The 21096-nt window shown below is 69.8% G+C and carries 19 protein-coding genes and 1 other RNA gene; 12 read left to right on the forward strand and 8 right to left on the reverse strand.

Annotation, left to right across the window (positions count from 1 at the left end; genetic code table 11):
* Positions 1-126: 126 nt before the first annotated feature.
* The 3 genes from G361_RS0117495 to G361_RS0117505 are packed head-to-tail and all read right to left on the reverse strand — an operon-like array spanning position 127 to position 6046.
* Positions 127-3132 carry a bifunctional [glutamine synthetase] adenylyltransferase/[glutamine synthetase]-adenylyl-L-tyrosine phosphorylase gene (locus G361_RS0117495; protein WP_026343153.1) on the reverse strand — a complete coding sequence of 1002 codons (3006 nt, stop codon included), beginning with the start codon at positions 3130-3132 and terminating at the stop codon, positions 127-129.
* A 23-nt stretch (positions 3133-3155) separates the two neighbouring features.
* The gene (locus tag G361_RS0117500; protein WP_019928400.1) at positions 3156-4493 is read right to left on the reverse strand and encodes a glutamine synthetase family protein; all 1338 of its coding nucleotides are present in this window, start codon (positions 4491-4493) and stop codon (positions 3156-3158) included.
* A gap of 59 nt (positions 4494-4552) precedes the next feature.
* Positions 4553-6046 carry an alpha/beta hydrolase gene (locus tag G361_RS0117505; protein WP_231386904.1) on the reverse strand — a complete coding sequence of 498 codons (1494 nt, stop codon included), beginning with the start codon at positions 6044-6046 and terminating at the stop codon, positions 4553-4555.
* A 192-nt stretch (positions 6047-6238) separates the two neighbouring features.
* Between G361_RS0117505 and panB the strand changes: the two genes are divergently transcribed.
* The 6 genes from panB to G361_RS43940 all read left to right on the forward strand — a co-directional run bounded on the left by panB (position 6239) and on the right by G361_RS43940 (position 10823).
* Positions 6239-7087: a 3-methyl-2-oxobutanoate hydroxymethyltransferase gene (panB, locus tag G361_RS0117510; protein ID WP_081635520.1), complete on the forward strand. Its 849-nt coding sequence runs from the start codon at positions 6239-6241 to the stop codon at positions 7085-7087.
* 72 nt (positions 7088-7159) lie between these two features.
* On the forward strand, positions 7160-8107 hold the full coding sequence (locus G361_RS0117515) for a hypothetical protein (protein WP_155981481.1): 948 nt from the start codon (positions 7160-7162) through the stop codon (positions 8105-8107).
* A 106-nt stretch (positions 8108-8213) separates the two neighbouring features.
* Entirely contained in the window at positions 8214-8357 is a 144-nt protein-coding gene (locus G361_RS49480) for a hypothetical protein (protein ID WP_019928404.1), read from the forward strand.
* Positions 8358-8530: 173 nt separating this feature from the next.
* Positions 8531-8953, forward strand: a complete 423-nt coding sequence (locus tag G361_RS47755; protein WP_036495182.1) for a hypothetical protein — start codon at positions 8531-8533, stop codon at positions 8951-8953.
* The gene (pip, locus tag G361_RS0117530; protein ID WP_019928406.1) at positions 8953-9912 is read left to right on the forward strand and encodes a prolyl aminopeptidase; all 960 of its coding nucleotides are present in this window, start codon (positions 8953-8955) and stop codon (positions 9910-9912) included. The genes G361_RS47755 and pip overlap by 1 nt, the downstream gene beginning before the upstream one ends.
* Complete coding sequence (locus tag G361_RS43940) at positions 9912-10823, forward strand: CHAD domain-containing protein (RefSeq protein ID WP_019928407.1); 912 nt, start codon at positions 9912-9914, stop codon at positions 10821-10823. Before pip ends, G361_RS43940 begins: the two co-directional genes overlap by 1 nt.
* A gap of 3 nt (positions 10824-10826) precedes the next feature.
* Here G361_RS43940 and G361_RS0117540 read toward each other — a convergent pair whose 3' ends face one another.
* The gene (locus G361_RS0117540; protein ID WP_019928408.1) at positions 10827-11714 is read right to left on the reverse strand and encodes an alpha/beta hydrolase; all 888 of its coding nucleotides are present in this window, start codon (positions 11712-11714) and stop codon (positions 10827-10829) included.
* A gap of 130 nt (positions 11715-11844) precedes the next feature.
* On the opposite strand from G361_RS0117540, the gene rnpB reads away from it, so the two are divergent.
* The 3 genes from rnpB to G361_RS0117555 all read left to right on the forward strand — a co-directional run bounded on the left by rnpB (position 11845) and on the right by G361_RS0117555 (position 14037).
* Positions 11845-12268: RNase P RNA component class A (gene rnpB, locus G361_RS47190), an RNA gene on the forward strand.
* A 117-nt stretch (positions 12269-12385) separates the two neighbouring features.
* A complete protein-coding gene (locus G361_RS0117545) occupies positions 12386-13261 on the forward strand; it encodes a slipin family protein (RefSeq protein ID WP_019928409.1) in 876 nt (291 codons plus the stop codon).
* Positions 13262-13704: 443 nt separating this feature from the next.
* A complete protein-coding gene (locus tag G361_RS0117555) occupies positions 13705-14037 on the forward strand; it encodes a hypothetical protein (protein WP_019928411.1) in 333 nt (110 codons plus the stop codon).
* A gap of 118 nt (positions 14038-14155) precedes the next feature.
* On the opposite strand, the gene G361_RS0117560 is transcribed toward G361_RS0117555, so the two are convergent.
* A complete protein-coding gene (locus G361_RS0117560) occupies positions 14156-15304 on the reverse strand; it encodes a bifunctional RNase H/acid phosphatase (RefSeq protein WP_019928412.1) in 1149 nt (382 codons plus the stop codon).
* Positions 15305-15335: 31 nt separating this feature from the next.
* Entirely contained in the window at positions 15336-16073 is a 738-nt protein-coding gene (locus G361_RS0117565) for a zinc ribbon domain-containing protein (RefSeq protein WP_019928413.1), read from the reverse strand.
* Between the two features lie 186 nt (positions 16074-16259).
* Between G361_RS0117565 and G361_RS0117570 the strand changes: the two genes are divergently transcribed.
* Positions 16260-16700, forward strand: a complete 441-nt coding sequence (locus tag G361_RS0117570) for an OsmC family protein (protein ID WP_019928414.1) — start codon at positions 16260-16262, stop codon at positions 16698-16700.
* Between the two features lie 49 nt (positions 16701-16749).
* Here the strand turns inward: G361_RS0117570 and G361_RS0117575 are convergent, their stop codons facing one another.
* Together G361_RS0117575 and cobC are read right to left on the reverse strand one after the other, a co-directional pair.
* Positions 16750-17838, reverse strand: a complete 1089-nt coding sequence (locus G361_RS0117575; protein ID WP_019928415.1) for a Nif3-like dinuclear metal center hexameric protein — start codon at positions 17836-17838, stop codon at positions 16750-16752.
* Positions 17839-18355: 517 nt separating this feature from the next.
* On the reverse strand, positions 18356-19423 hold the full coding sequence (gene cobC, locus G361_RS0117585; RefSeq protein ID WP_019928417.1) for an Rv2231c family pyridoxal phosphate-dependent protein CobC: 1068 nt from the start codon (positions 19421-19423) through the stop codon (positions 18356-18358).
* A gap of 129 nt (positions 19424-19552) precedes the next feature.
* Between cobC and G361_RS0117590 the strand changes: the two genes are divergently transcribed.
* Complete coding sequence (locus G361_RS0117590) at positions 19553-20038, forward strand: low molecular weight protein-tyrosine-phosphatase (protein ID WP_036494141.1); 486 nt, start codon at positions 19553-19555, stop codon at positions 20036-20038.
* 5 nt (positions 20039-20043) lie between these two features.
* Positions 20044-20943, forward strand: coding sequence for an SURF1 family protein (locus G361_RS0117595; RefSeq protein WP_026343157.1), 900 nt, complete (start codon positions 20044-20046; stop codon positions 20941-20943).
* The last annotated feature ends 153 nt before the right edge of the window (positions 20944-21096 follow it).

The raw sequence follows: 21096 nt of genomic DNA on the forward strand, positions 1-21096 counted from the left end.
ACGGTAGTTCCGTCTTCCACCGGACCGCTCGGAAACGCGGCGGCACAGCATGCGGGTCGTACAACCCATATCGCTCGCAGGCTGTTCCCAGCAACTGGGTTTTCGGTTCTTCTCGGCCTCCTCCCCTCAGCCGCCGAACACCCGCTCGACGACCGTTTTGGCCCGGCGGGTGACCCGCATGTAGTGATCGAGGAATTCGCTGCCGTCGTCGTTGGGCCAGCCCGCGACCCGCGCGACCGCCGACAACAGCCGGCCCGGACCGGGCAGCTGATCGGCGGGTTTGCCCCGGACCAGGACCAGGGCGTTGCGCGCCTTGGTCGCTGTGAGCCACGCATCGCGCAGCAGCGCGATATCGGTGGCGTCCAGCAGTTCGGCCCGCTCGATGGCGTCCAGCGACTCCAGCGTGGACGTGTTGTGCAGCTCCGGCACCTCGTGCGCGTACCGCAACTGCATCAACTGCACGGTCCACTCGATATCGGCCAGCCCGCCGCGGCCCAGTTTGGTGTGCGTGGCGGGATTCGCCCCGCGCGGCAGCCGCTCCGAATCGACCCGGGCCTTGATCCGCCGGATCTCCCGCACCGAGTCCGCCGACACGCCGCCCGCGGGGTATCGGACCGCATCGATCATCCGCAGGAATCGCACGCCGAGCTCCTGATCGCCCGCGACCTGATGGGCCCGCAGCAGCGCCTGCACCTCCCAGGCCTGCGCCCACTGCTGGTAGTAGGCCTCGTAGGCGGCCAGTGTCCGCACCAGCGAACCGTTGCGGCCCTCCGGCCGCAGCCCCGCGTCCACCTGCAGCGGCGGGTCGGTACTCGGCGCCCCGAGCAGCCGTTGTACCTGCTCCGCGACGCCGTTCGCCCACTTCACCGCGATCGTCTCGTCCGCGCCGGGCCGCGGATCGCAGACGAACAGCACATCGGCGTCGGAGCCGTAACCCAGTTCGAAACCGCCGAGCCGGCCCATGCCGATGACCGCCAGATCCGCCGGCGCGGGCTCGTCCTGTTCCAGTTCGCTCGACCGGATCACCGCCTGCAGCGCGGCCTCCAGCACCGCGACCCACACCAGCGACAGCGACCGGCACACCTCCGGCACATCGAGCATGCCCAGCACATCCGCGGACGCCACCCGGGCCAGCTCGTGGCGGCGCAGCGACCGCGCGGTCGCGACCGCGCGGCGCGGATCGTCGTAGCGGGCGACCGCGGCCACGATGCGGCTGCCGACCTCGGCCGGCTGCGTGGTCGTGAGCAGCGGGCCGTCCGGTCCGTCGGCGAACATCCGGATCGTCTCCGGCGCGTTGATCAGCAGGTCCGGCAGATACGCCGAGGACCCGAGCACGATCATCAGCCGCTGCGCGACGGCGCTCTCGTCGCGCAGCTCGCGCAGGAACCAGATCTCGTCGTCGAGGCCCTCCGAGACGCGGCGATAGGCCAGCAGCCCGGCGTCCGGATTGGGGGTGTCGCCGAGCCACTCCAGCAGCGTCGGCAGCAGCAGCGCCTGGATGCGGCCCTTGCGGCCCACCTCGCCGGTCAGCGCCTTGAGGTGGCCGAGCGCGTGGGTGGGGTCGGCGTAGCCGAGTGCGGCCAGCTGCCGTACCGCCGCCTCCGGGCTCAGCCGCAGCGAGTCCGCGTCCAGCCGCGCCACCGATTCCAGCAGCGGCCGGTAGAACAGTTTGGCGTGCAGCCGCCGCACCCGCAGGGCGTTGCGCTTGATCTCGCTCTGCAGCACGCCGACCGCGTCCTGACGGCCGTCCGGACGCATATGGGCGGCACGCGCCAGCCAGCGCATGCCCTCCTCGTCGTCGGCGGCCGGCAGGGTGTGGGTCCGCTTGAGCCGCTGCAACTGCAACCGGTGCTCGAGCAACCGGAGGAATTCGTAGGAGGCGGTCAGGTTGGCCGAGTCGTCGCGGCCGATGTAACCACCGGCGGCCAGCGCCGCCAGCGCCTCCACCGTGCCCTGTACGTGCAGTTTCTCGTCGGCCTTACCGTGCACCAATTGCAGTAGCTGCACCGCGAATTCGACGTCGCGCAGGCTGCCGTGACCGAGTTTCAGTTCGCGCTCGCGCATGTCCGCGGGCACCAGGTCCTCGACCCGCCGCCGCATCGCCTGCACGTCGGCGACGAAATCCGAACGCTCCGAGGCATTCCAGACCATCGGCAGCAGTTCCGCGCGGTACTCCTCGCCGAGCTCCAGATCGCCGGTGGCGGGCCGCATCTTCAGCAGCGCCTGGAACTCCCAGGTGCGGGCCCACCGCTTGTAGTACGCCACATGGGATTCCAGCGTGCGCACCAGCGCGCCGGCCTTGCCCTCCGGCCGCAGCGCCGCGTCCACCTCGAAGAAGGCGTTGCCGGCCACCGACATCAGCTCCGCGGCCAGCCGGGTCGCCTCGGTGTCGGCCGGTTCGGCGACGAACACCAGATCCACGTCCGAGACGTAATTCAGTTCCCGCGCACCGCATTTACCCATCGCGATCACACCGAGCCGCGACGACACCGGCCGCTCCGGGCACACCCGCGCCACCGCCACCGACAGCGCCGCGGTGAGCGCGGCGTCGGCGAGATCGGTGAGATGCCGGCCGACCTGCTGATACGGCAGCACCGGCTCGTTCTCGACGGTGGCGGCCAGATCGATCGCCGCCAGCAACATCAGCTGATCGCGATACCGCTTGCGCAGCAATGCGATGGACTCCGGCCCGTGGATCTCGGCCCGGTGGATCATCGGGCCCGCACCGGATTCCGGCGTTGCTCCCACCGCGGCGAGCAGATCCGCGATCAGTTCCGCGCGGTCCGGCAGTTCCCGGCGGCGCAGCATCGGCCACACCGCCGGATCGGCCACCAGGTGGTCGGCGAACGCGCTGGAGGATCCGATCAGCGCGAACAACCGCCCGCGCAGGGATGTTTCGGAGCGCAGCGCGGAATCCAGTGCGGCCCACTCGGTCCCGAGCTTCTCGCGCAATCGGATCAGGGTCAGCAGGGCCAGGTCGGCGTCGGGTGAGCGGGACAGCGCCCACAGCAGCGGAATACTTTCGACGTTGTCCCACGCCAACTCTCGCAGAGAGTCGGCAGCCGTCGGTTCGAGCAGGCCCAACCGGCCTGCTCCGGGAACCGCGGGACGGGCAGTCGGTGGCCGTACCATGCTCTCAAGTTACATGGTGCGGATCACAGATCCAGATACTCCTGCAGTTCCCACGGGGTCACCTGCGCGCGGTAGCCCGCCCACTCCCGCCGCTTGTTGCGCAGGAAGAAATCGAAGACGTGCTCGCCCAGGGTCTCGGCGACCAGTTCCGACCGCTCCATCGCCTGCAGCGCCTCGTCCAGGCTGGTGGGAAGCTCCTTGAAACCCATCGCCCGGCGCTCGGCCGCGGTCAGCGACCACACGTCGTCCTCGGCCTCCGGGGGCAGCGTGTAGCCCTTCTCGATCCCGCGCAGGCCCGCGGCCAGCAGCACGGCGAACGCGAGATACGGGTTGCAGGCCGAATCGGGGCTGCGGATCTCGACCCGCCGCGAGGAGGACTTGTTCGGCGTGTACATCGGCACCCGGACCAGCGCCGAGCGGTTGGACCGGCCCCACGACGCGGCCGTCGGCGCCTCGCCGCCGTGCACCAGCCGCTTGTAGGAGTTCACCCACTGGTTGGTGACCGCGCTGATCTCGTTGGCGTGCTCCAGGACACCGGCGATGAAGGCCCGTGCGGTCGCCGAGAGGTTGTTCGGATCGTCCGGATCGGCGAACGCGTTCTGCTCGCCTTCGAACAGGCTCATATGGGTGTGCATGGCCGAACCGGGGTGCTCCCCGAACGGCTTCGGCATGAACGAGGCCCGCACGCCCTCGTCGATCGCCACCTCCTTGATGAGGTAGCGGAAGGTCATCACGTTGTCGGCCATCGAGAGGGCGTCGGCGTAGCGCAGGTCGATCTCCTGCTGGCCGGGCGCGCCCTCGTGATGGCTGAACTCCACCGAGATGCCCATGGACTCCAGCGCGTCGATGGCGTGCCGGCGGAAGTTCGGCGCCTCGTCGTGCACCGCCTGATCGAAGAAGCCGCCGTTGTCGACCGGGACCGGGGACAGGTTCGTCGCGCTCGCCTTCAGCAGGAAGAACTCGATCTCCGGATGTACATAGCAGCTGAAACCGAGATCACCGGCCTTGTTCAGCTGGCGGCGCAGCACGTGCCGGGGGTCGGCCCAGGACGGCGAGCCGTCCGGCATGGCGATATCGCAGAACATCCGCGCCGAATGCTGATGGCCCTTGCTGGTGGACCAGGGCAGCACCTGGAAGGTGGACGGATCCGGCTTGGCGACCATGTCGGCCTCCGAGACCCGGGCGAAACCCTCGATCGCCGAACCGTCGAAACCGATGCCCTCCTCGAAGGCGCCCTCCAGCTCCGCGGGTGCGATGGCGACCGATTTGAGATACCCCAAGACATCCGTGAACCACAGCCGCACGAAACGGATGTCACGCTCCTCGAGCGTGCGCAGCACGAATTCTTTCTGGCGATCCATACGCGCGAGCGTAAGCATGCCGAGTTAAATCCGTGTTACATGGCGAACACAGTGCTGAATTAGCCACAGGTGAGCCCGCTCGGCGGCTCCCTCAGGTCGACCAGATAGTCGAATACGGCGTTGTCCACGCAGGCCACGCCGCCGGAGAGGAACACCGTGTGCCGGGTGCCCTTGTTCGTGATCAACGCCGCACCCAGTTGCTGGGCGAGGTTCACCCCGGCCTGATAGGGCGTCGCGGGATCCTGGGTGGTGGAGATGACCACCGTCTTCGGCAGCCCCGGCACCGAGATCTTGTGCGGGGTGGCGCTGTTGGGCACCGGCCAGAACGCGCACAGTTCCAGGGGCGCCTGATCGCCGCCGTGACCGTCGTCCAGGAACGGGGCAACCTTCCGGTATTCGACGTCCTGCTTGTCGACCTCCTGGCGATCCTTGATCGCCGGATCGTCCACGCAGTGGATGGCCAGGAACGCGTCCTGGGAGTTGTCGTAGCTGCCGTCGTTGCGCCGGCCGTTGTACAGATCCGCCAGCTTCAGCAGCAGATCACCGGAACCGGCCGCCACCTGGGTGAGCCCGGCGCTGAGCACGTTCCAGTTGTCCTCGGCGTACAGGGTGTTCTGCACACCCGTGACCGCGTCGCCGAACGAGAGGCCGCGGCCGTCCTTGGTCTGCGCCGGATGGTCCCACAGCGGTGCGAGCAGCGCGTGGAATTTCGTGACCGCCTGCGCCGGATCGGGGCCCAGCGGACAGTCCGGTTTGGTGGCGCAGTCGGTGGCGTAGGCGTCGAAGGCCTTCTGGAAGCCGCCGGCCTGCTGCACCGATTCCGCGACCGGATCGGCGTCGGGATCCACGGCGCCGTCGAGCACCATCGCCCGCACCCGGTCCGGGAAACGCTCGGCGTACGAGTAACCCAGCCGGGTGCCGTAGGAGTAGCCGACATAGGTCAGCTTCGGATCGCCGAGAACCGCCCGGATCACGTCCATGTCCTGCACCACCTCGCGGGTGCCGACATGTTCCAGGAACTCGTCGCCGGTGCGCTCGGCGCAGTGCGCGGCGAACTGCTTGTTCTCGTCCTCGGCGGCGGCCACCCCGGCCGGGGAGCCGTCCTTCGGCGGCTCGGCCCGTTCGGCATCCCATTCCCGCCCGGTGAGGCAGGCGATCGCGGGGACGGACGCGCCGACGCCGCGCGGATCGAAACCGATCCGGTCGAAACGCTGCGACAGCTGCGTGTCCTGGCCCTGCGCGGCCATCCACAACCCGGCCTGGCCCGGACCGCCGGGATTGAACAGCAGCGAACCGACCTTCTTCCCGTTCGCCTTGATCCGGGAGATCGCGATCTGCGCGGTGCCGCCGTCGGGCTTCGCGTAGTCGATCGGCACGGTGACGTGGGCGCACTGGGTGTCGGTCGGGAAGCGACTGCCCTGGTCGCCGCCGAAGGTGTCGCAACCGGTCCACTGCAGCGCCTGGTTGTAGAACTTCTCCAGCCCCGCGGGGGTGGGGACGGCGGGTTCGGGCGAGCCCGGCACCACCTGTGACGTCGAACACGCGGCAGCCATCAGTAAAGAGGCGGCCAGCACAGCGACTCGACCGGATCGCGACAAGGTCATTGCACGATCCTCCCATCCGCGGCCGTGTGACGAATTCCATGGCCGTACCGCTTCGAGCGGCGTGTCGGTCCGGGCAGACTGGAGAGGTCACAACGACCCGGGGACCCGGACGGGCCTCGAGGACCGACGAAAGGGACGATGATGTCCGAATCCACTTCGGAAACCCCTGCATACGGTGCCGCACCTCGTACTTCCGGCAAGAAGACGCGAGTGCACCACCTCCAGCAGTGGAAGGCCTCCGGTGAGCGCTGGTCGATGCTCACCGCCTATGACTACTCGACGGCGAAGCTGTTCGACGAGGCCGGCATCCCCGTGCTGCTGGTCGGCGATTCGGCCGCCAATGTCGTATACGGCTACGACACCACGGTGCCGATCACCGTGGACGAGCTGATCCCGCTGGTCCGCGGCGTGGTCCGCGGCGCCCCGCACGCGCTGGTCGTGGCCGACCTGCCGTTCGGCAGCTACGAGGCGAGCCCCACCCTGGCCCTCGCCTCGGCCACCCGGTTCATGAAGGAGGGTGGTGCGCAGGCGGTGAAACTCGAAGGCGGAGAACGAGTTTCGGAGCACATTGCCACCCTGACGATGTCCGGCATCCCAGTGGTCGCGCATATCGGCTTCACCCCGCAGAGCGTCAACACCCTCGGCGGATTCCGGGTACAGGGCCGCGGCGACGCCGCCGAACAGCTGATCGCCGACGCCATCGCCGTCCAGGAGGCCGGTGCGCTCGCGGTCGTCATGGAGATGGTGCCCGCCGAACTCGCGGGCCAGGTCACCCGCAAACTGACCATCCCGACCGTCGGCATCGGCGCCGGCGCGGAATGCGACGCCCAGGTATTGGTCTGGCAGGACATGGCCGGCTACACCAGCGGCAAGACCGCCCGCTTCGTGAAGCAGTTCACCCAGCTCGGCGACCAGCTCCGCACGGCCGCGGCGACCTACGCCGACGAGGTCCGCCGCGGCGTCTTCCCGGGACCGGAACACAGCTTCTGATCGACGGAGACACCGCCCACCCGCGGTGAAAACCCGGTGCGACCGGCCGGTCGCACCGGGTACCGTCCCGCCATGCCGGTCACCCCGCGAACCCACCGGACCCCCGACGGCACCGATCGGAGTCCGCTGATGACGGTGCCGGTGTCGGTGGCCGATCAGCCGCTGGCACCACTCGTGCACTGGGCCACCGATACCTCGGCGACGCTGGGTATCACCGTGACCGGCCCCGCCGAGGAGATGCGCCGCCGGGACTGGACCCTGCTGGCCCGCATCCCCACCACCGCCGGCCCGATCTGGGCCAAGGCCTGTGCCCGCGCGTTCGCCCACGAGGGCCCACTGCTGCACACCCTGCACCGCCTGGTACCCGGCAGCGTCCCGGAACCCCTTGCGGTGCATCGGGACAACGGCTGGTTCCTCACCGCCGACGGCGGCGAGACCCTCCGCACCGATCCGGCCGAACGCACCCTGTTCGGCCCCGTCACCCGCCGCGACCCCACCTCCTGGTCCGCCGCGCTGCACACGTACGCCCAACTCCAGCAACAGCTTTCACCGCACATCCCCGAACTCGGCGAAACCGGCGTCCCCTACCTGCCCCCGACCCGCCTACTGGCGGTGTACCACCACTACGAACACCGCGCCCCCGGCCTCAGCGCCGCGATAACCAGTGCCGCAACCGAGTTGGAGCGCTACGACCGCCTGACCCTGGAACACAACGACCTGTTCCCCGGCCACGTATTCGCCACCGGCACAAGGTTCTTCGACTGGGGCGACGCGCTGCTCACCCACCCCTTCCTGTCGATGCGCACCCTGAGCGACCCCTGCCGCGAGTCCTACTTCGACGCCTGGCGCACCCTGGGCCCCGTCACCCCCACCGAACTCGACCTGGCCGAACGCCTGGCCCCGCTGGCCGCCCTGCACCCCTGGCGCACCCTCGACCCCACCCCCGGCCACCCCGCCGCACCCCACACCCATTTCGTCGACGAGCTACTGACGCAGTTGCGCAACGGTTTCGAGCGCTGACCGCGGAACTGCAGCTGACAAGGCTGCTGAGGTACATTTTCACTGTCGGCAAGAGCTGCGCGCGCAGCCCGAGAACGAGTTCTGGGTCAAAGGGCAGGCCGAGATCGTGCTGGAACAGCTGTCGTTCCGGTTCGGAGCGGTTTCGGACCGTGTACGTCAGGCGGTGCGGGCCGCGAGTCCGGCCGAACTGCGCGAGTTCGCGCGGCGCATGTTCTCGGCCACCTCGGTCGACGAGGTGATCGCCGGGTGATCCGTCGTCGATTCGGGCGTGCGGCAGGTGCCGCACGGGGTTGTTCGCGCGCCCTTCCATGGGTCTGCGACGTGGCGTCCAGGGGCACATACCTGGCAATCGGTGGCAGACTCGGATCGGACGGGATCATGAGCGGAGGACGGTTGATGGTGCACAGGCGGTGGGCGACTCGCGTGACGGTGGGGGTTGCGGGGACGGCGGCGGCGGTGCTGGTCGCCGGGTGCGGGACCGGTGGGTCGCCGGCGCCGGCCGGGTCCAGCGGGCCCACCTCGTCCTCGACGTCGGCGCATGCCAGTGGGTCGCCCGCGCCGGTCGGGCCGGGGCCGGTGCAGGTCACCGACGCGGTCGGGAAGCAGCTGTGCGACGACATCCAGCCGCAACTGTCCGACTGGCGGGTGCAGGGGCCGACGCTGAGCAAGGTGGCGCTCAACATCGAGGTGCACGATTGGTCCTTCCGTAACGGCGGCATCAACCTGCAGGTACTCGCCGACAAGGCGGTCATCGACCGGCTCATGACCAAGAACTGCCCGGATGTCCGGACGCAGGCGCTGCAGGCGCTGGAGCTGTCCGACCTCGCCTCGGGGATCGCGTTCTGATGCGCTCCCTGTACCCGCCCCTGGAACCTCGTCGCAGCGGCATGCTCGACGCCGGGGACGGGCAGCGGCTGTACTGGGAGGAGAGCGGTAATCCCGACGGTAAGCCGGTGGTGTTCCTGCACGGCGGGCCCGGCGGCGGCACGTCGCCGTTCCACCGGCAGTTCTTCGATCCGGACGCGTATCGGATCGTGCTGTTCGATCAGCGGGGCTGCGGACGGTCCACCCCGCACGTGGCCGACGGCGCGAGCCTGGAGACCAACACCACCTGGCATCTGGTCGCCGATATCGAGCGGCTGCGGACCTACCTCGAGATACCGCAGTGGCAGGTGTTCGGCGGCTCCTGGGGGTCGACGCTGGCACTGGCCTACGCGCAGACCCATCCCGAGCGCGTCACCGAGCTGGTGCTGCGCGGCATCTTCCTGCTGCGCCGCAAGGAGATCGACTGGTACTACAACGGCAGCGCCGGCTACGTCTACCCCGACGAATGGGAGAAGTTCCTGGCGCCGGTACCGGAGTCCGAGCGCGCTGGCGATCTGGTGAGCGCCTATCACCGGCTGCTGCACTCCCCCGATCCGGAGATCGCCACGGCGGCCGCCGTGGCCTGGTCGACCTGGGAGGGCGCGACGAGTTCGCTGCTGCCGAAACCGGATCGGGTCACCGAATCCGCCGATCCGCGATTCGCGCTGGCGTTCGCGCGGATCGAGAACCACTACTTCGTGCACGGCGCGTTCTTCGACGAGGGCGCGCTGCTGCGCGATGCCGGCCGGATGGCGCACATTCCCGGGGTGATCGTGCAGGGCCGCTACGACGTGGTGTGCCCGGCGGTCAGCGCGTGGGATCTGCACCGGGCCTGGCCGAATTCGGAGCTGCACCTGGTCGCCGACGCCGGCCACGCCGCCGCCGAACCGGGGATCACCCATCATCTGATCGAAGCGACCGACAAATTCCGGGACAGCTGATGAACACCAAGGCCGGGCCCGCCCTCACCGCGGCCCTCGACGACGACATCGATCGGCTGCTGACCGCCGAACCCGAAGTGCGCGACGACCTCCCCGATTCCGTGCACCAGATGCGGGTCGCCACCCGCCGGCTGCGGAGTGTGCTGCGTTCCTATCGGAATGTGCTGCGGCGCCGCCGTGTCGACGATATGCGCACCGAATTGCATTGGCTGGCCGGACTGCTCGGCGTGGCCCGCGACGCGGAGGTGCGGGCCGACCGGTTCGCGACCCTGCTCGAGGAGCAGCCGCCGGAACATCGCGACGCCGCCGAGCGCCTGGTCGCCGACGAACGCGCGAAATACGCCGCCGCGCATCGGGAGGTGCTGGCCGCGCTGGACGGCGACCGCTATTCGGTACTGCACGACGGCCTCGCCACCTGGCACGACCGCCCGCCGCTGCGCCGCCGGCACACCAAGGACGAGGCGGGCAGAGTCTTCTCCGGGGTGCTGCGCGACGATTTCCACCGCCTGCAGCGCCTGGCCCACACCGGTACCAAACTCACCGGCGACGAGCGCATCGAACATCTGCACGAGATCCGCAAGGGCGCCAAGCGATTGCGCTATTCCGCCGAGGCGGCCGCCCGGGTACTCGACGGTCCCGCCGTGGAACTGGCCGATCGGGCGAAACATCTGCAAACGGTGCTCGGCGATCACCGGGACGCGGTCGAGGCCGGTGAGGCGATCCGCGCTCGCGCCGTCGTGGCGGCCGCCCGGGGCGCCGACACCTCGGGATACGACGAATTGGCCCAGCTCGAGGCCGATGCCGCCCGCAAGGCCCTCGACGAGTATCCGGCCGCGGCCGAGTTCCTGAAACACGCGTACGGCAGCAAGGCCCTGCGGAAGTCCAAGCGGCACGGCAAGAAGAAGAAATAGGGCTCAGGGCCGCAGCACCGAGACCAGGAAATCGGTCTGGTCGTAGACCGCCTTCTCGAACCAGTCGTCGAAGTAGATGTCGAAGTGGCCGATCGGATATCGCTTCACCACAGCGTGTTTGGTGCGGGTGGCGGCCGCGAGCACCGGGCCCACCGGGATCAGCGAATCGTTGTCGCACACCGAGTACAGCACCGGCACCTTGATGTTCTTCGTGCGCCGCCACGGCGCGTCGAACATCGTGGCCAGGGCGATCCGGGCGCCGACCTTCGGCTGATACTTACTGCTCTCCTCGGCGAGCAGGCCGAATCCCTCGGGGACGTCGGCGGCGCTCATCAGGGCGGCGGAATGCCGGCGGCCGGCCAGTCGCACCCGGACCGGTTTGCGGCGGATCGGGCCGAACAGTACGTCCGTCAGCGCCACGGTGCCCGTCTTGACGAATCCGATCGGCCCTTTCGCCCGCGCCGAGGCCCGGCCGCTGGTGAACGGGCACTGGGCCACCACGGCGGCCAGATAGTCGTCCTCGTGCGCGATCGACAGCACATGCCCGCCGCCGAAGGACGTGCCCCACAACGCGATTCGCGTCGCGTCGAAACCCTTGAGGGTGCGGGCGTAGGCGATGGCCGCGCGCCAGTCGTCGCGCTGCCGCCGGATGTGGATCACCTGACGCGGGGCGCCCCCACTGGCCCCGAATCCGCGGTAATCGAAAACCAGCACACCCATTCCGGCCACGGCGAAACGCCGCGCATATCGGTCCAGCCCCATTTCCCGATCGGCGCCCAGACCGTGTCCCATGATCACCAGTGGCCGCGGCTTCGGCGGACCGTCCGGAAGATAGAGCCACGCTGCACACTGATCGCTTCCCGACGGGAACCCCACCTCGACACGCTCCATGACCACTAACGGTAACGGGTCTCACCCCTGCCCGCCGAACAGGTTCCGTTCATTACGGACGAAGCGGTATTCCCCCGTTCGGGGGCCGTGAACCCCCCGCGACACCGGATGGGCATAATGTATTCACAGACGAGTCGGTCGGGCGACTGCGGCGAGAGGAACGGGCACGTCGGTGCCGCTGCCTCGCGCCGAGGAAAGTCCGGACTCCGCAGAGCAGGGCGGTTGTTAACGGCAACCCGGGGTGACCCGCGGGACAGTGCCACAGAAAACAGACCGCCGGTGCCCGGTCCATCCGGTCCGGGCGCCGGTAAGGGTGAAACGGTGCGGTAAGAGCGCACCAGCGCCCCGGGTGACCGGGGCGGCTCGGTAAACCCCGCCCGGAGCAAGGTCGAAGGTCGCATTCCTCGTGAGTGCGACTGCGCAGGCGTTCGAGGGCTGCTCGCCCGAGCCTGCGGGTGGGCCGCTCGAGGTGCCCGGCGACGGTGCACCCAGATGGATGGTCGCCCCCCGGCATCCGCCGGGGACAGGATCCGGCTTACAGACCGACTCGTCCCCACAACTTCCCCGCGCGGCCGGATTCCGGCTGTGGCGCCGCCGATGCCGCGGTGCCATCATCGAGATACCGGGCAGGCCCGGCACATACGGCGCGAAAGCTCAGGTGGCGCAGGGATATGGACATTCCGGGGATCATCGGAACCGTTGCCGGGGTGGTCGTCGCGATCGGCGTCGTGGTGGCGAGCGCGAGCGTCCGGGTCGTGCAGCAGTTCGAGCGAGGCCTGGTGTTCCGGTTCGGACGGGTGCGCGCGGTCCGGGAACCCGGTCTGCGCGTGTTGATTCCGGTGGTGGACCGGATGCGCAAGGTGCCGATGCGGATCGTCACCATGCCGGTGCCCGCGCAGGAGGGCATCACCCACGACAACGTGACCGTGCGCGTGGACGCGGTGGTGTACTTCCGGGTCGTCGACCCGGTGCAGGCGGTGGTCGAGGTGCAGGACTACATGTTCGCGGTCGCGCAGGTCGCGCAGACCTCGCTGCGGTCGATCATCGGCAAGAGCGATCTGGACGATCTGCTGTCCAACCGCGAGGAGCTCAACAAGGGGCTCGAGGTCATGATCGACAGTCCGGCGCTGGCATGGGGTGTGCACATCGATCGGGTGGAGATCAAGGATGTGGCACTGCCGGAATCGATGAAGCGGTCCATGTCGCGTCAGGCGGAGGCCGAGCGGGAGCGCCGGGCCCGCATCATCACCGCCGAGGGTGAACTGCAGGCCTCACATATGCTGGCCGAGGCGGGCACCCGGATGTCGGCGGCGCCGGCCGCGCTGGAATTGCGGCTGCTCCAGACCGTGGTAGAGGTTGCGGCCGAGAAGAATTCGACCTTGGTACTGCCGTTTCCGGTGGAGCTGTTGCGATTTCTGGAACGCTCCACGCCGAATTCCCCACAACGCTCCGCGCCGGAATCTCCGCAATCCGTCCCCGGCGGCGCCGGATCAGTGCCGGACAACTCGGCCGCCGCGATTCCGGCGGAGACCGGAACCGAGGACTGAGCCGACGGCGGTATTCGACCGGCGCCGTGGCCCGGGAGACGGCGGATCTGCGGAAAAAGCACGGCGACACCGTTTTCGGCGGCGCCGCGGCGGACCGGTACGGACTAACCGGCCGGACTGATGACGAGCATCTGCGCCCAATAGGCGGCCTGCTCGGGGCCGAGCAACGGCAACAGGTAGTCGTAGACAATCGACGACATGCGGTGCTGAACTTCCTTCCTACCTCGACTGACGGCTTGACCCGCGCCACAGTAGCAGCGCCGCCTGCGAAACGCCGCAGACCCACCATATGGTCGCCGGTCATAGCGTGTCTCTGTCGAATGTCCGTGCTGAACTGGCCCGAGACGTGATCGACGTCATAGAGTGTTCGCGTTGGAAAGTTGCGTCGTGGGGTGGCGGCGAACTGTGGGTGTCAACGGACGTGGAAAGCAGGGTTCATCTATATGCGAGTAGTTCGCGCACTGGCCATCGGCGCGCTGATCGCCGGTGCCGCTTCGATTTCGACCGCGCTGGGAGCCGGCTCGGCCGGCGCGGTGGCGTTCACCCCGGTGCCCGGCGGGGTTCAGGTCGACCTCACCCCGGGGGATACCCAGTGGGTGCACCAGACTCATTTCGGACAGGTCCTGGCGGGCCTGCCGCATCCGTCGGCGTCCTCCTTCGGTGAGGCGCTGGATTCGGCGGCCGACCTGTCCGCGCAGTACCCGAGCGGGCGCGTCGTATTCACGGTCTACGGGCCGCTGGACAAGCTCAACGGCACGATGCTGGCGCTGCAGTAGAGCGTCCGCACACCTGGGTCGGATTCCAGCGGTGCCGCGTTCGGCGCGAGACAGCAAGGGCGACACCACTTTTCGGGCCGGTTTCGGAACGCGAGCTCCGGAACCGGCCCGTGTTGCGTCACAGGTAGGACGTCTCGTTCACCAGTCGCACCGACGAACCGCCGTCCGGATAGAACTCGGCGATCGACAACGAGGCGAGATCCAGATGCAGCCGGTACAGCAGCGACGGCCCGACCCCCAGCGCCAGTTGCAGCAGCGTCTTGATCGGCGTCACGTGACTGACCACCAACACGTTCCGCTCCGGGTACAGCGCGACCAGATCCCGGCGCACCGCGTCCACCCGCTCCCGCACCCGGTCGAAACTCTCACCGTCCGGTGGCGGTAGCGACGGATCGCCGAGCCACGCCGCGTGCACCTGCGGATCCCGTTGCGCCGCTTCGGCGAATGTGAGGCCCTCCCAGGCGCCGAAATCGGTCTCGGTCAGGCCGTCGAGCACCCGCACCGTCAGACCCAGCGCCTGCGCCGCCGCCTCGGCGGTCTCCCGCGCCCGGCCCAGCGGTGAACTCACCACCGCCGCGATATTGCCCTTGCCGGCCAGATGCGTCGCCGCGCGGGTGGCCTGCTCCCGGCCGAGCGCGGTCAGCGGCGGATTGCCCCGGCCGGAATACCTTCGCTCCACCGACAATTCGGTCTGCCCGTGCCGCAGCAGCAACAGCCGCGTCGGCCGGCCGACGACCCCGGACCAGCCCGGACCACCCGACGCCGCCGTCGCGGCCCGGACGGTGCCGCTCGCGGATTCGGCCGGATCGTCCGAAACCGTCGGCGCCGCAGCGTTTCCCGCCGCGCGGACGGCCGCCACCAGCCCGGCGTCGTCCATCGCCTCGTTGGCCAGCCGGTCGGCGTGCGAATTGCGTTCGCGCGGAATCCATTCGAAACGGACGATATCGAAACCCGCCACGAGCTGCCGGGCCCGGTCGGCGAGCGGAATCATGGCCGCGTGCTTGACCTTCCAGCGGCCGGACATCTGCTCCACGACCAGTTTGGAATCCATCCGCACGTCGACCTCGCGGGCACCGAGTTCGGCGGCGGCCGCCAGACCCGCGATCAGGCCCCGATATTCGGCGACGTTGTTGGTGGCGACGCCGATCGACTCCTTGCGTTCGGCCAGCACCCGGCCGCGGCCGGAATCCCATACCACCGCACCGTATCCGGCCGGCCCGGGATTGCCGCGGGAACCACCGTCGGCCTCCACGATCACATTCGTCATCGTCTCTCCCCGCGTCACCGCCGGTGGCGGCTCACAGACCGGACTGCTTGGTGCGGACCAGCACGGCCCCGCACTCCGGGCAGCGCACGACGATCTGGGGTTCGGTCTTCGCGATCCGCGCGATCTCGCCGCGGTCCAGTTCGATGCGGCAGGCGCCGCAGCGCCGGGCCTGCAACAACGAGGCCCCGACACCGTGCTGGGCACGCTGCTTGTCGTAGATGCCGAGCAGTTCGGCCGGGAACACGCCGAGCAGCTGCCCGCGGTCGTTCGCGCACCGCTGCGCCGCGACGTCGAGATCGGCCACCGCCTGATCGCGCAGGCGCGCGGCATCGGCCAGATCGGATTCGGCCTTGCTCAGGTTGGCGCCGGCGTGCTGATGATCGGCGACGGCGGCCTCCCGCCGTTCCATCACCTCGAGCAGATCGTCCTCGAGCACCGACCGGCGGCGCTGCAGACTGGTGAGCTCGTGCTGCAACTCGGACAGCTGCTTGGCGCCGACACCGCCGCTGTCGAGCATGCCGCGGTCGCGCTCCTCGCGCTTGCGCACACCGTCGATCTCGGTCTCCAGCTTGCGGATGTCGCGGTCGAGATCGTCGATCAGGATCTCCACCTTCACCGCCGCATCCTTGCGGGTGGAGCGCTCCGTCTCCAGCCGCTGCACCTCCTGCGCCTCGGGCAGTACCTTGCGGCGATGCTCGATGCGGGTCAGTTCGGCGTCGACTCCGGCGAGGTCGAGCAGTTTGGCCTGGATCGATGATTCGACATTCAACGCGGAACGTACTCCTCGACACTATGGACGGTTCGGTGGTTCACGGCGGCCCACGGGGCTGCCGAGACCGGAAGGTCAACGGTACTCTGCCCTTCGCGCATTGCGCTCGAGCCCGCCCGCTTTCCGGCGGTGCGGGCCCGGAAAATGCGCACGCGGACCCGGACCCCGGCATGTCAGGCTGGGCGCATGGGTGCACATCACTACGCGGTCGACGTGGTCTGGAGCGGCGCGACGACCGACTACCGCTCCTACTCCCGCAACCACGAGGCCCGCGTGCCCGGCCGCCCACCGATCCCGGGCAGCGCGGACCCGCAGTTCCGCGGCGACCCGGCCCGCTGGAATCCGGAACAGCTGCTGGTCGCCGCCCTCGCCGAATGCCACATGCTCTGGTACCTGCACCTGTGCGCGGACGCCGGCATCGGCGTGACCGATTACCGGGACGCCGCCACCGGCGTCATGAACGACCAGCGCTTCCTCGGGGTCACCCTGCATCCCCGGATCACCGTCACCGACGCCACCCGCGTCGACGCCGCGCACGCTCTCCACGCCGAGGCGCACCGGCGCTGTTACCTCGCCAACTCGATGAACTTCCCGGTGACGCACGCGCCGATCGTCGTCGCCGGGTGAGAGGTCGCGTCGACCGCCGCCTGCCGTCCGCCACTCGGACGATCCGGTCTCACTCGTCGGCGGCGCCGAGGGTCCAGGGGTCGGTGCGCACGGTGCAGACGCGGGTCGCCACGGCCGGCAGAGCGGCGTGGACGAGGGTCGCGGCCTGTGCGCACCAGGGGAATTCCGTGGCCCAGTGCGCGGCATCGATGAGGGCGGGGCCGCCCGCGCGCAGATGTTCGTCGGCGGGATGGTGGCGCAGGTCGGCGGTCACGTAGACGTCGACACCGAGGCGAGACACGGTGCCCAGCAACGAATCTCCGGCGCCACCGCAGACGGCGACGGTGCGCACGAGCCGATCGGGATCACCGGCGGCGCGCACTCCCCAGGCGGTGCCGGGCAGTCCGGCCCGCACCCGGGCGGTGAAGGCGCGCAACGTTTCCGGCTGCGGCAGCGTACCCACCCGGCCCAGCCCGCGGGAGGTCGGCAACGCGGCACGCTCGGTGACGTGGAAGGCCGGTTCCACGGCCGGATGTGCCGTCCGCAGGGCCGCGAGCAGCGCGCCCCGCGCCGAAGGCGGTGCCAGCACCTCGATCCGGTCCGAGGACGCGGATGCGCCGTCCTCCGTTCCGCCGTGCCCGCACGCGTGACCGCCCCCGTTCGCGGTGGCCCCCGCCGCGAACAACGCCTCCCGGACCGCGGCACTGTCCCCGGCCGGGGTATGGACGACCCATTCATCCACGGCCGCAGCGGTTCTGGTCTCCAGCGGACCGGTCACGGTGATGCCCAGCGCCTGCGCGAGAGCGTCGGACACACCCGGATCGGCGGAATCGGCGTTGGTGTGCGCGGTGAACAGCGCGCAGCCGTGCCGGATCAGCCGATGGATCAACGCCCCCTTCGGGGTATCGGCGGCCACGGTGTCGACCCCGCGCAGCAGCAGCGGGTGGTGCACCACGAGAGTCTGTGCGCCCCAGGCGATCGCCTCGTCGACCACGGCGGCGGTGGCGTCGACGGCGAACAGCACGCGGGTCACCGCATCACCCGGGTCGCCGCACACCAGCCCCACCGAATCCCACGATTCGGCCAGCCGGGGCGGGTACGCCGCATCCAGCACCGCGATCAGTTCCCGCACCGTCACACCCGCGTCACCCCGCGTCACCGCGCCTCCTCACCATCCGCGCCGGGGGCCGCACGCCGGGCACCGCGCCCGGCCGGTCCTCGGCGCCATCGCTTGCCGGAGGTCCGACACTACCGAAGGTCCCGGCGATTTCCGGCCGGGAATCGGTGCCTCACAACCGGACCACCCCGCATCCGGGCCGGACGCCACAGCCGTCACAATCCGGATCGGGACCCGGACACCAGAACCGGCACGTTCCGGATCAGTCCCGATCACCACCACCGTCGCGATCCGGATCAGGGCCGGATGCCACGACCGTCGCGATCCGGATCACGGCCGGACACCACAACCGGCACAATCCGGATCACGGCCGGACACCACAACCATCACGATCAGAGCCGGACACCATAACCGTCACAATCGGGATCCGGACTCGGACATCACAATCGGGATCCGCGCCGAACGCCACGACCGGGATCCGGGCCGAACGCTACGACCGTCACGATCCGTGGTGCTCCGGACATCGCGATCGGCACGATGCGGCCCGAATGCCCGTCGATCACAGTCCGACGTCGCGAACGGCGGCGATCAGCCGATCGACCACCGCAGGCGGACGCACGGCGAGCCGTAAATGGCCGGGGCCGAGTCCGGGGAAGGTGTCGCCGCGGCGGACGGCGATCCCCTTGTCCGCCAGCTGTTTCCGCAGGAGTTCGGCATCCGGCACGCGGATCAGCAGGAAGGGGCCGGCCGCGGGTTCGTGGACGTGGATGCCGACGGAACGCAACCGGGCGATCATGGCGCTGCGATGGATCGCGAGTCGTTCGGCGCGCGAACGGGATTCGGCAACGGCGGCCGGTTCGGCGGTGGCCGCGACGGCCTCCAGTTGCAGCACGCCCAGCGGCCAGTGCGGGCGGCCCCGGTTCAGCCGGGCGAGCAATTCCGGTGGGCCGAGCACATATCCGCAGCGCAGCCCGGCCAGCGCCCAGGTCTTGGTGAGGCTGCGGAAGATCAACACATCCGGAAGCGATTGCTCGGCAAGGGATTCCGCTTCACCCGGAACCGCGTCGATGAAGGCCTCGTCCACCACCAGGACCCGGCCGGGCCGGCGCAGCGCGCGAATCCGTTCGGCCGGATGCAGTACCGACGTCGGATTGGTCGGATTGCCCAGCACCACCAGATCCGCCGACGACGGCACCAGCGCCGGATCGAGGGTGTAGGGCGGTGGCAGCAGCACCCGGGTCACCGGCGTCCCGGCCTCCCGCAGCGCGAATTCGGGCTCGGTGAACGACGGCTGGAGCACCGCGGCCTCGGCCGACCCGAGCCGCGGCAGCATCGCGAAGCCCTCGGCCGCGCCCGCCAGCAGCAGCACCTCCTCGGGTGTACGCCCGTGCCGGGCCGCCACCGCCGCGCGCGCCGCGTGCTCCTCCGCGGCGGACGGATACCGGCCCAGCTCCCCCAGCCGGGCCGCCAACCGCTCCCGCAACCAGGCGGGCGGGCCGCTGCCCTGCACGTTCACCGCGAAATCCAGCATTCCGGGCTGCGCGTCGACATCCCCGTGATGCCGCAGCAGCTCCCGGTCCACCGGCCACGCCGCGTCCTCGGAGTCGTGTTCCGCCCGGTCGTCCATCTCGCGACTCACCCGCGGACCGGTGCCACACCGGTGGTCCGGCGCGCCGGCCGCGTTGTACGACGTTCTGTAGTGGTATCGGGCACAGAGCACACCCTACGTGGCCGCCGCGCGGGCCGACCCGACAGAATGGCTGTTGTGGGCGAGTTGCACGTGACCTTCATCTGCACGGGAAACATCTGCCGATCGCCGATGGCCGAGAAGATCTTCGCCACGGCGGTGGCACAGGCGGGCCTGGACGACCGGGTGCGGATCACCAGCGCGGGCACCGGCGGCTGGCATGCCGGCGACGACGCCGACCGCCGCACCACCGCGCTCCTGCGCCGGTACGGCTATCCCGTCGGGCATGTGGCCGCCGCACTCGACGCCGATCATCTCGCCGCCGACCTGCTCGTCGCGCTGGACACCACGCACGACCGCGAGCTGGCCCGGCTCGGCGTCCCCGCACCGCGGCGGCGGCTGCTGCGCTCCTTCGATCCGGACGCCGACGGGCCGGACGTCCCGGACCCCTACTACGGCGACACCGCCGACTTCGAACTCGTCCGCGAGCAGATCGAGGCCGCGGTGCCCGGACTGCTCGACTGGGTGCGCGAGCAGCTCGGCGAGCGCCGATGAACCTCGTGCGCCGGCTCACCTTCCTGCTGCGACCCAGCTGGGTGATCCTGGCCGCCGTCGTGGTCGCGTTCGCCTACCTGTGCTTCACGGTGCTCGCGCCCTGGCAGCTGGGCAAGAACGTGCGCACCTCGCACCGCAACGACCTGATCGCCGCCTCGGTCAACGCCACCCCCGTCGACATCACCGACCTGCTGAACACCCCGAATTCGAAGGACACCGAGTGGCGCCGGGTCGTGGCCACCGGCAGCTATGTGCCCGGATCGACGGTGCTGGAGCGATTGCAGCGCCTCGACGACAAACCGGCCTACGGGGTGCTCGGCGTGTTCCGGCTGGCCGACGGCCGGGAGCTGCTCGTCGACCGCGGGCTGATCGCCGCGGCCGAGGGCACCCAGCTGCCGCCGATCGCCGAGCCGCCGGCCGGTCCGCAGCGGATCGAGGGCCGGGTCCGCAAGTCCGAGGGCGTCATCCCCGGTAAGGAGCCGATGACCCAGGCCGGCTATCGGCAGGTGTACTCGATCGATGCGGCGGAGGAGTCGACGGTCCTGGGCACCGCGCTCACCACCGTGCCCACCGGCGATCGCGGCGGCTACCTGCAACTGTCCGAGCGGCAGCCGGGCGCCTTCACGCCCGAACCGCTGCCGCAGTTGGACGCCGGTCCGTACCTGTCCTACGGCCTGCAGTGGATCGCGTTCGGCGTGATGGCCCCGCTCGGCCTGGGCTACTTCGTCGTCGCCGAGATCCGGGAACGCCGCCGTGAACGCGGCGTGCCCCCGGCCACCACCGCACCCGCCGAACCCGTCCCCGCAACATCGGCGACCTCGGCCGATCCGGTCGCGACCCCCCCAGCGCCACCGAAGTCCAACGCCGACCGCCTCGCCGACCGCTACGGCGGCACCCGCCGCTGACTCGCCCGGCGGGCGCGGCCATGGTGGGTAGCGCTCGGCCTCGATGCAGACACGCTCCCGCCGGGCCGCTGCGCGGGGTGCACCGTGCGCCGGGCCGCTGTACAGGTATGCCGTCCGCCAGGCCGCTGTGCGGGTACGCCCGCCGGCCGCTGC

It is taken from the genome of Nocardia sp. BMG111209 (genome assembly GCF_000381925.1).
Classification (GTDB): domain Bacteria; phylum Actinomycetota; class Actinomycetes; order Mycobacteriales; family Mycobacteriaceae; genus Nocardia.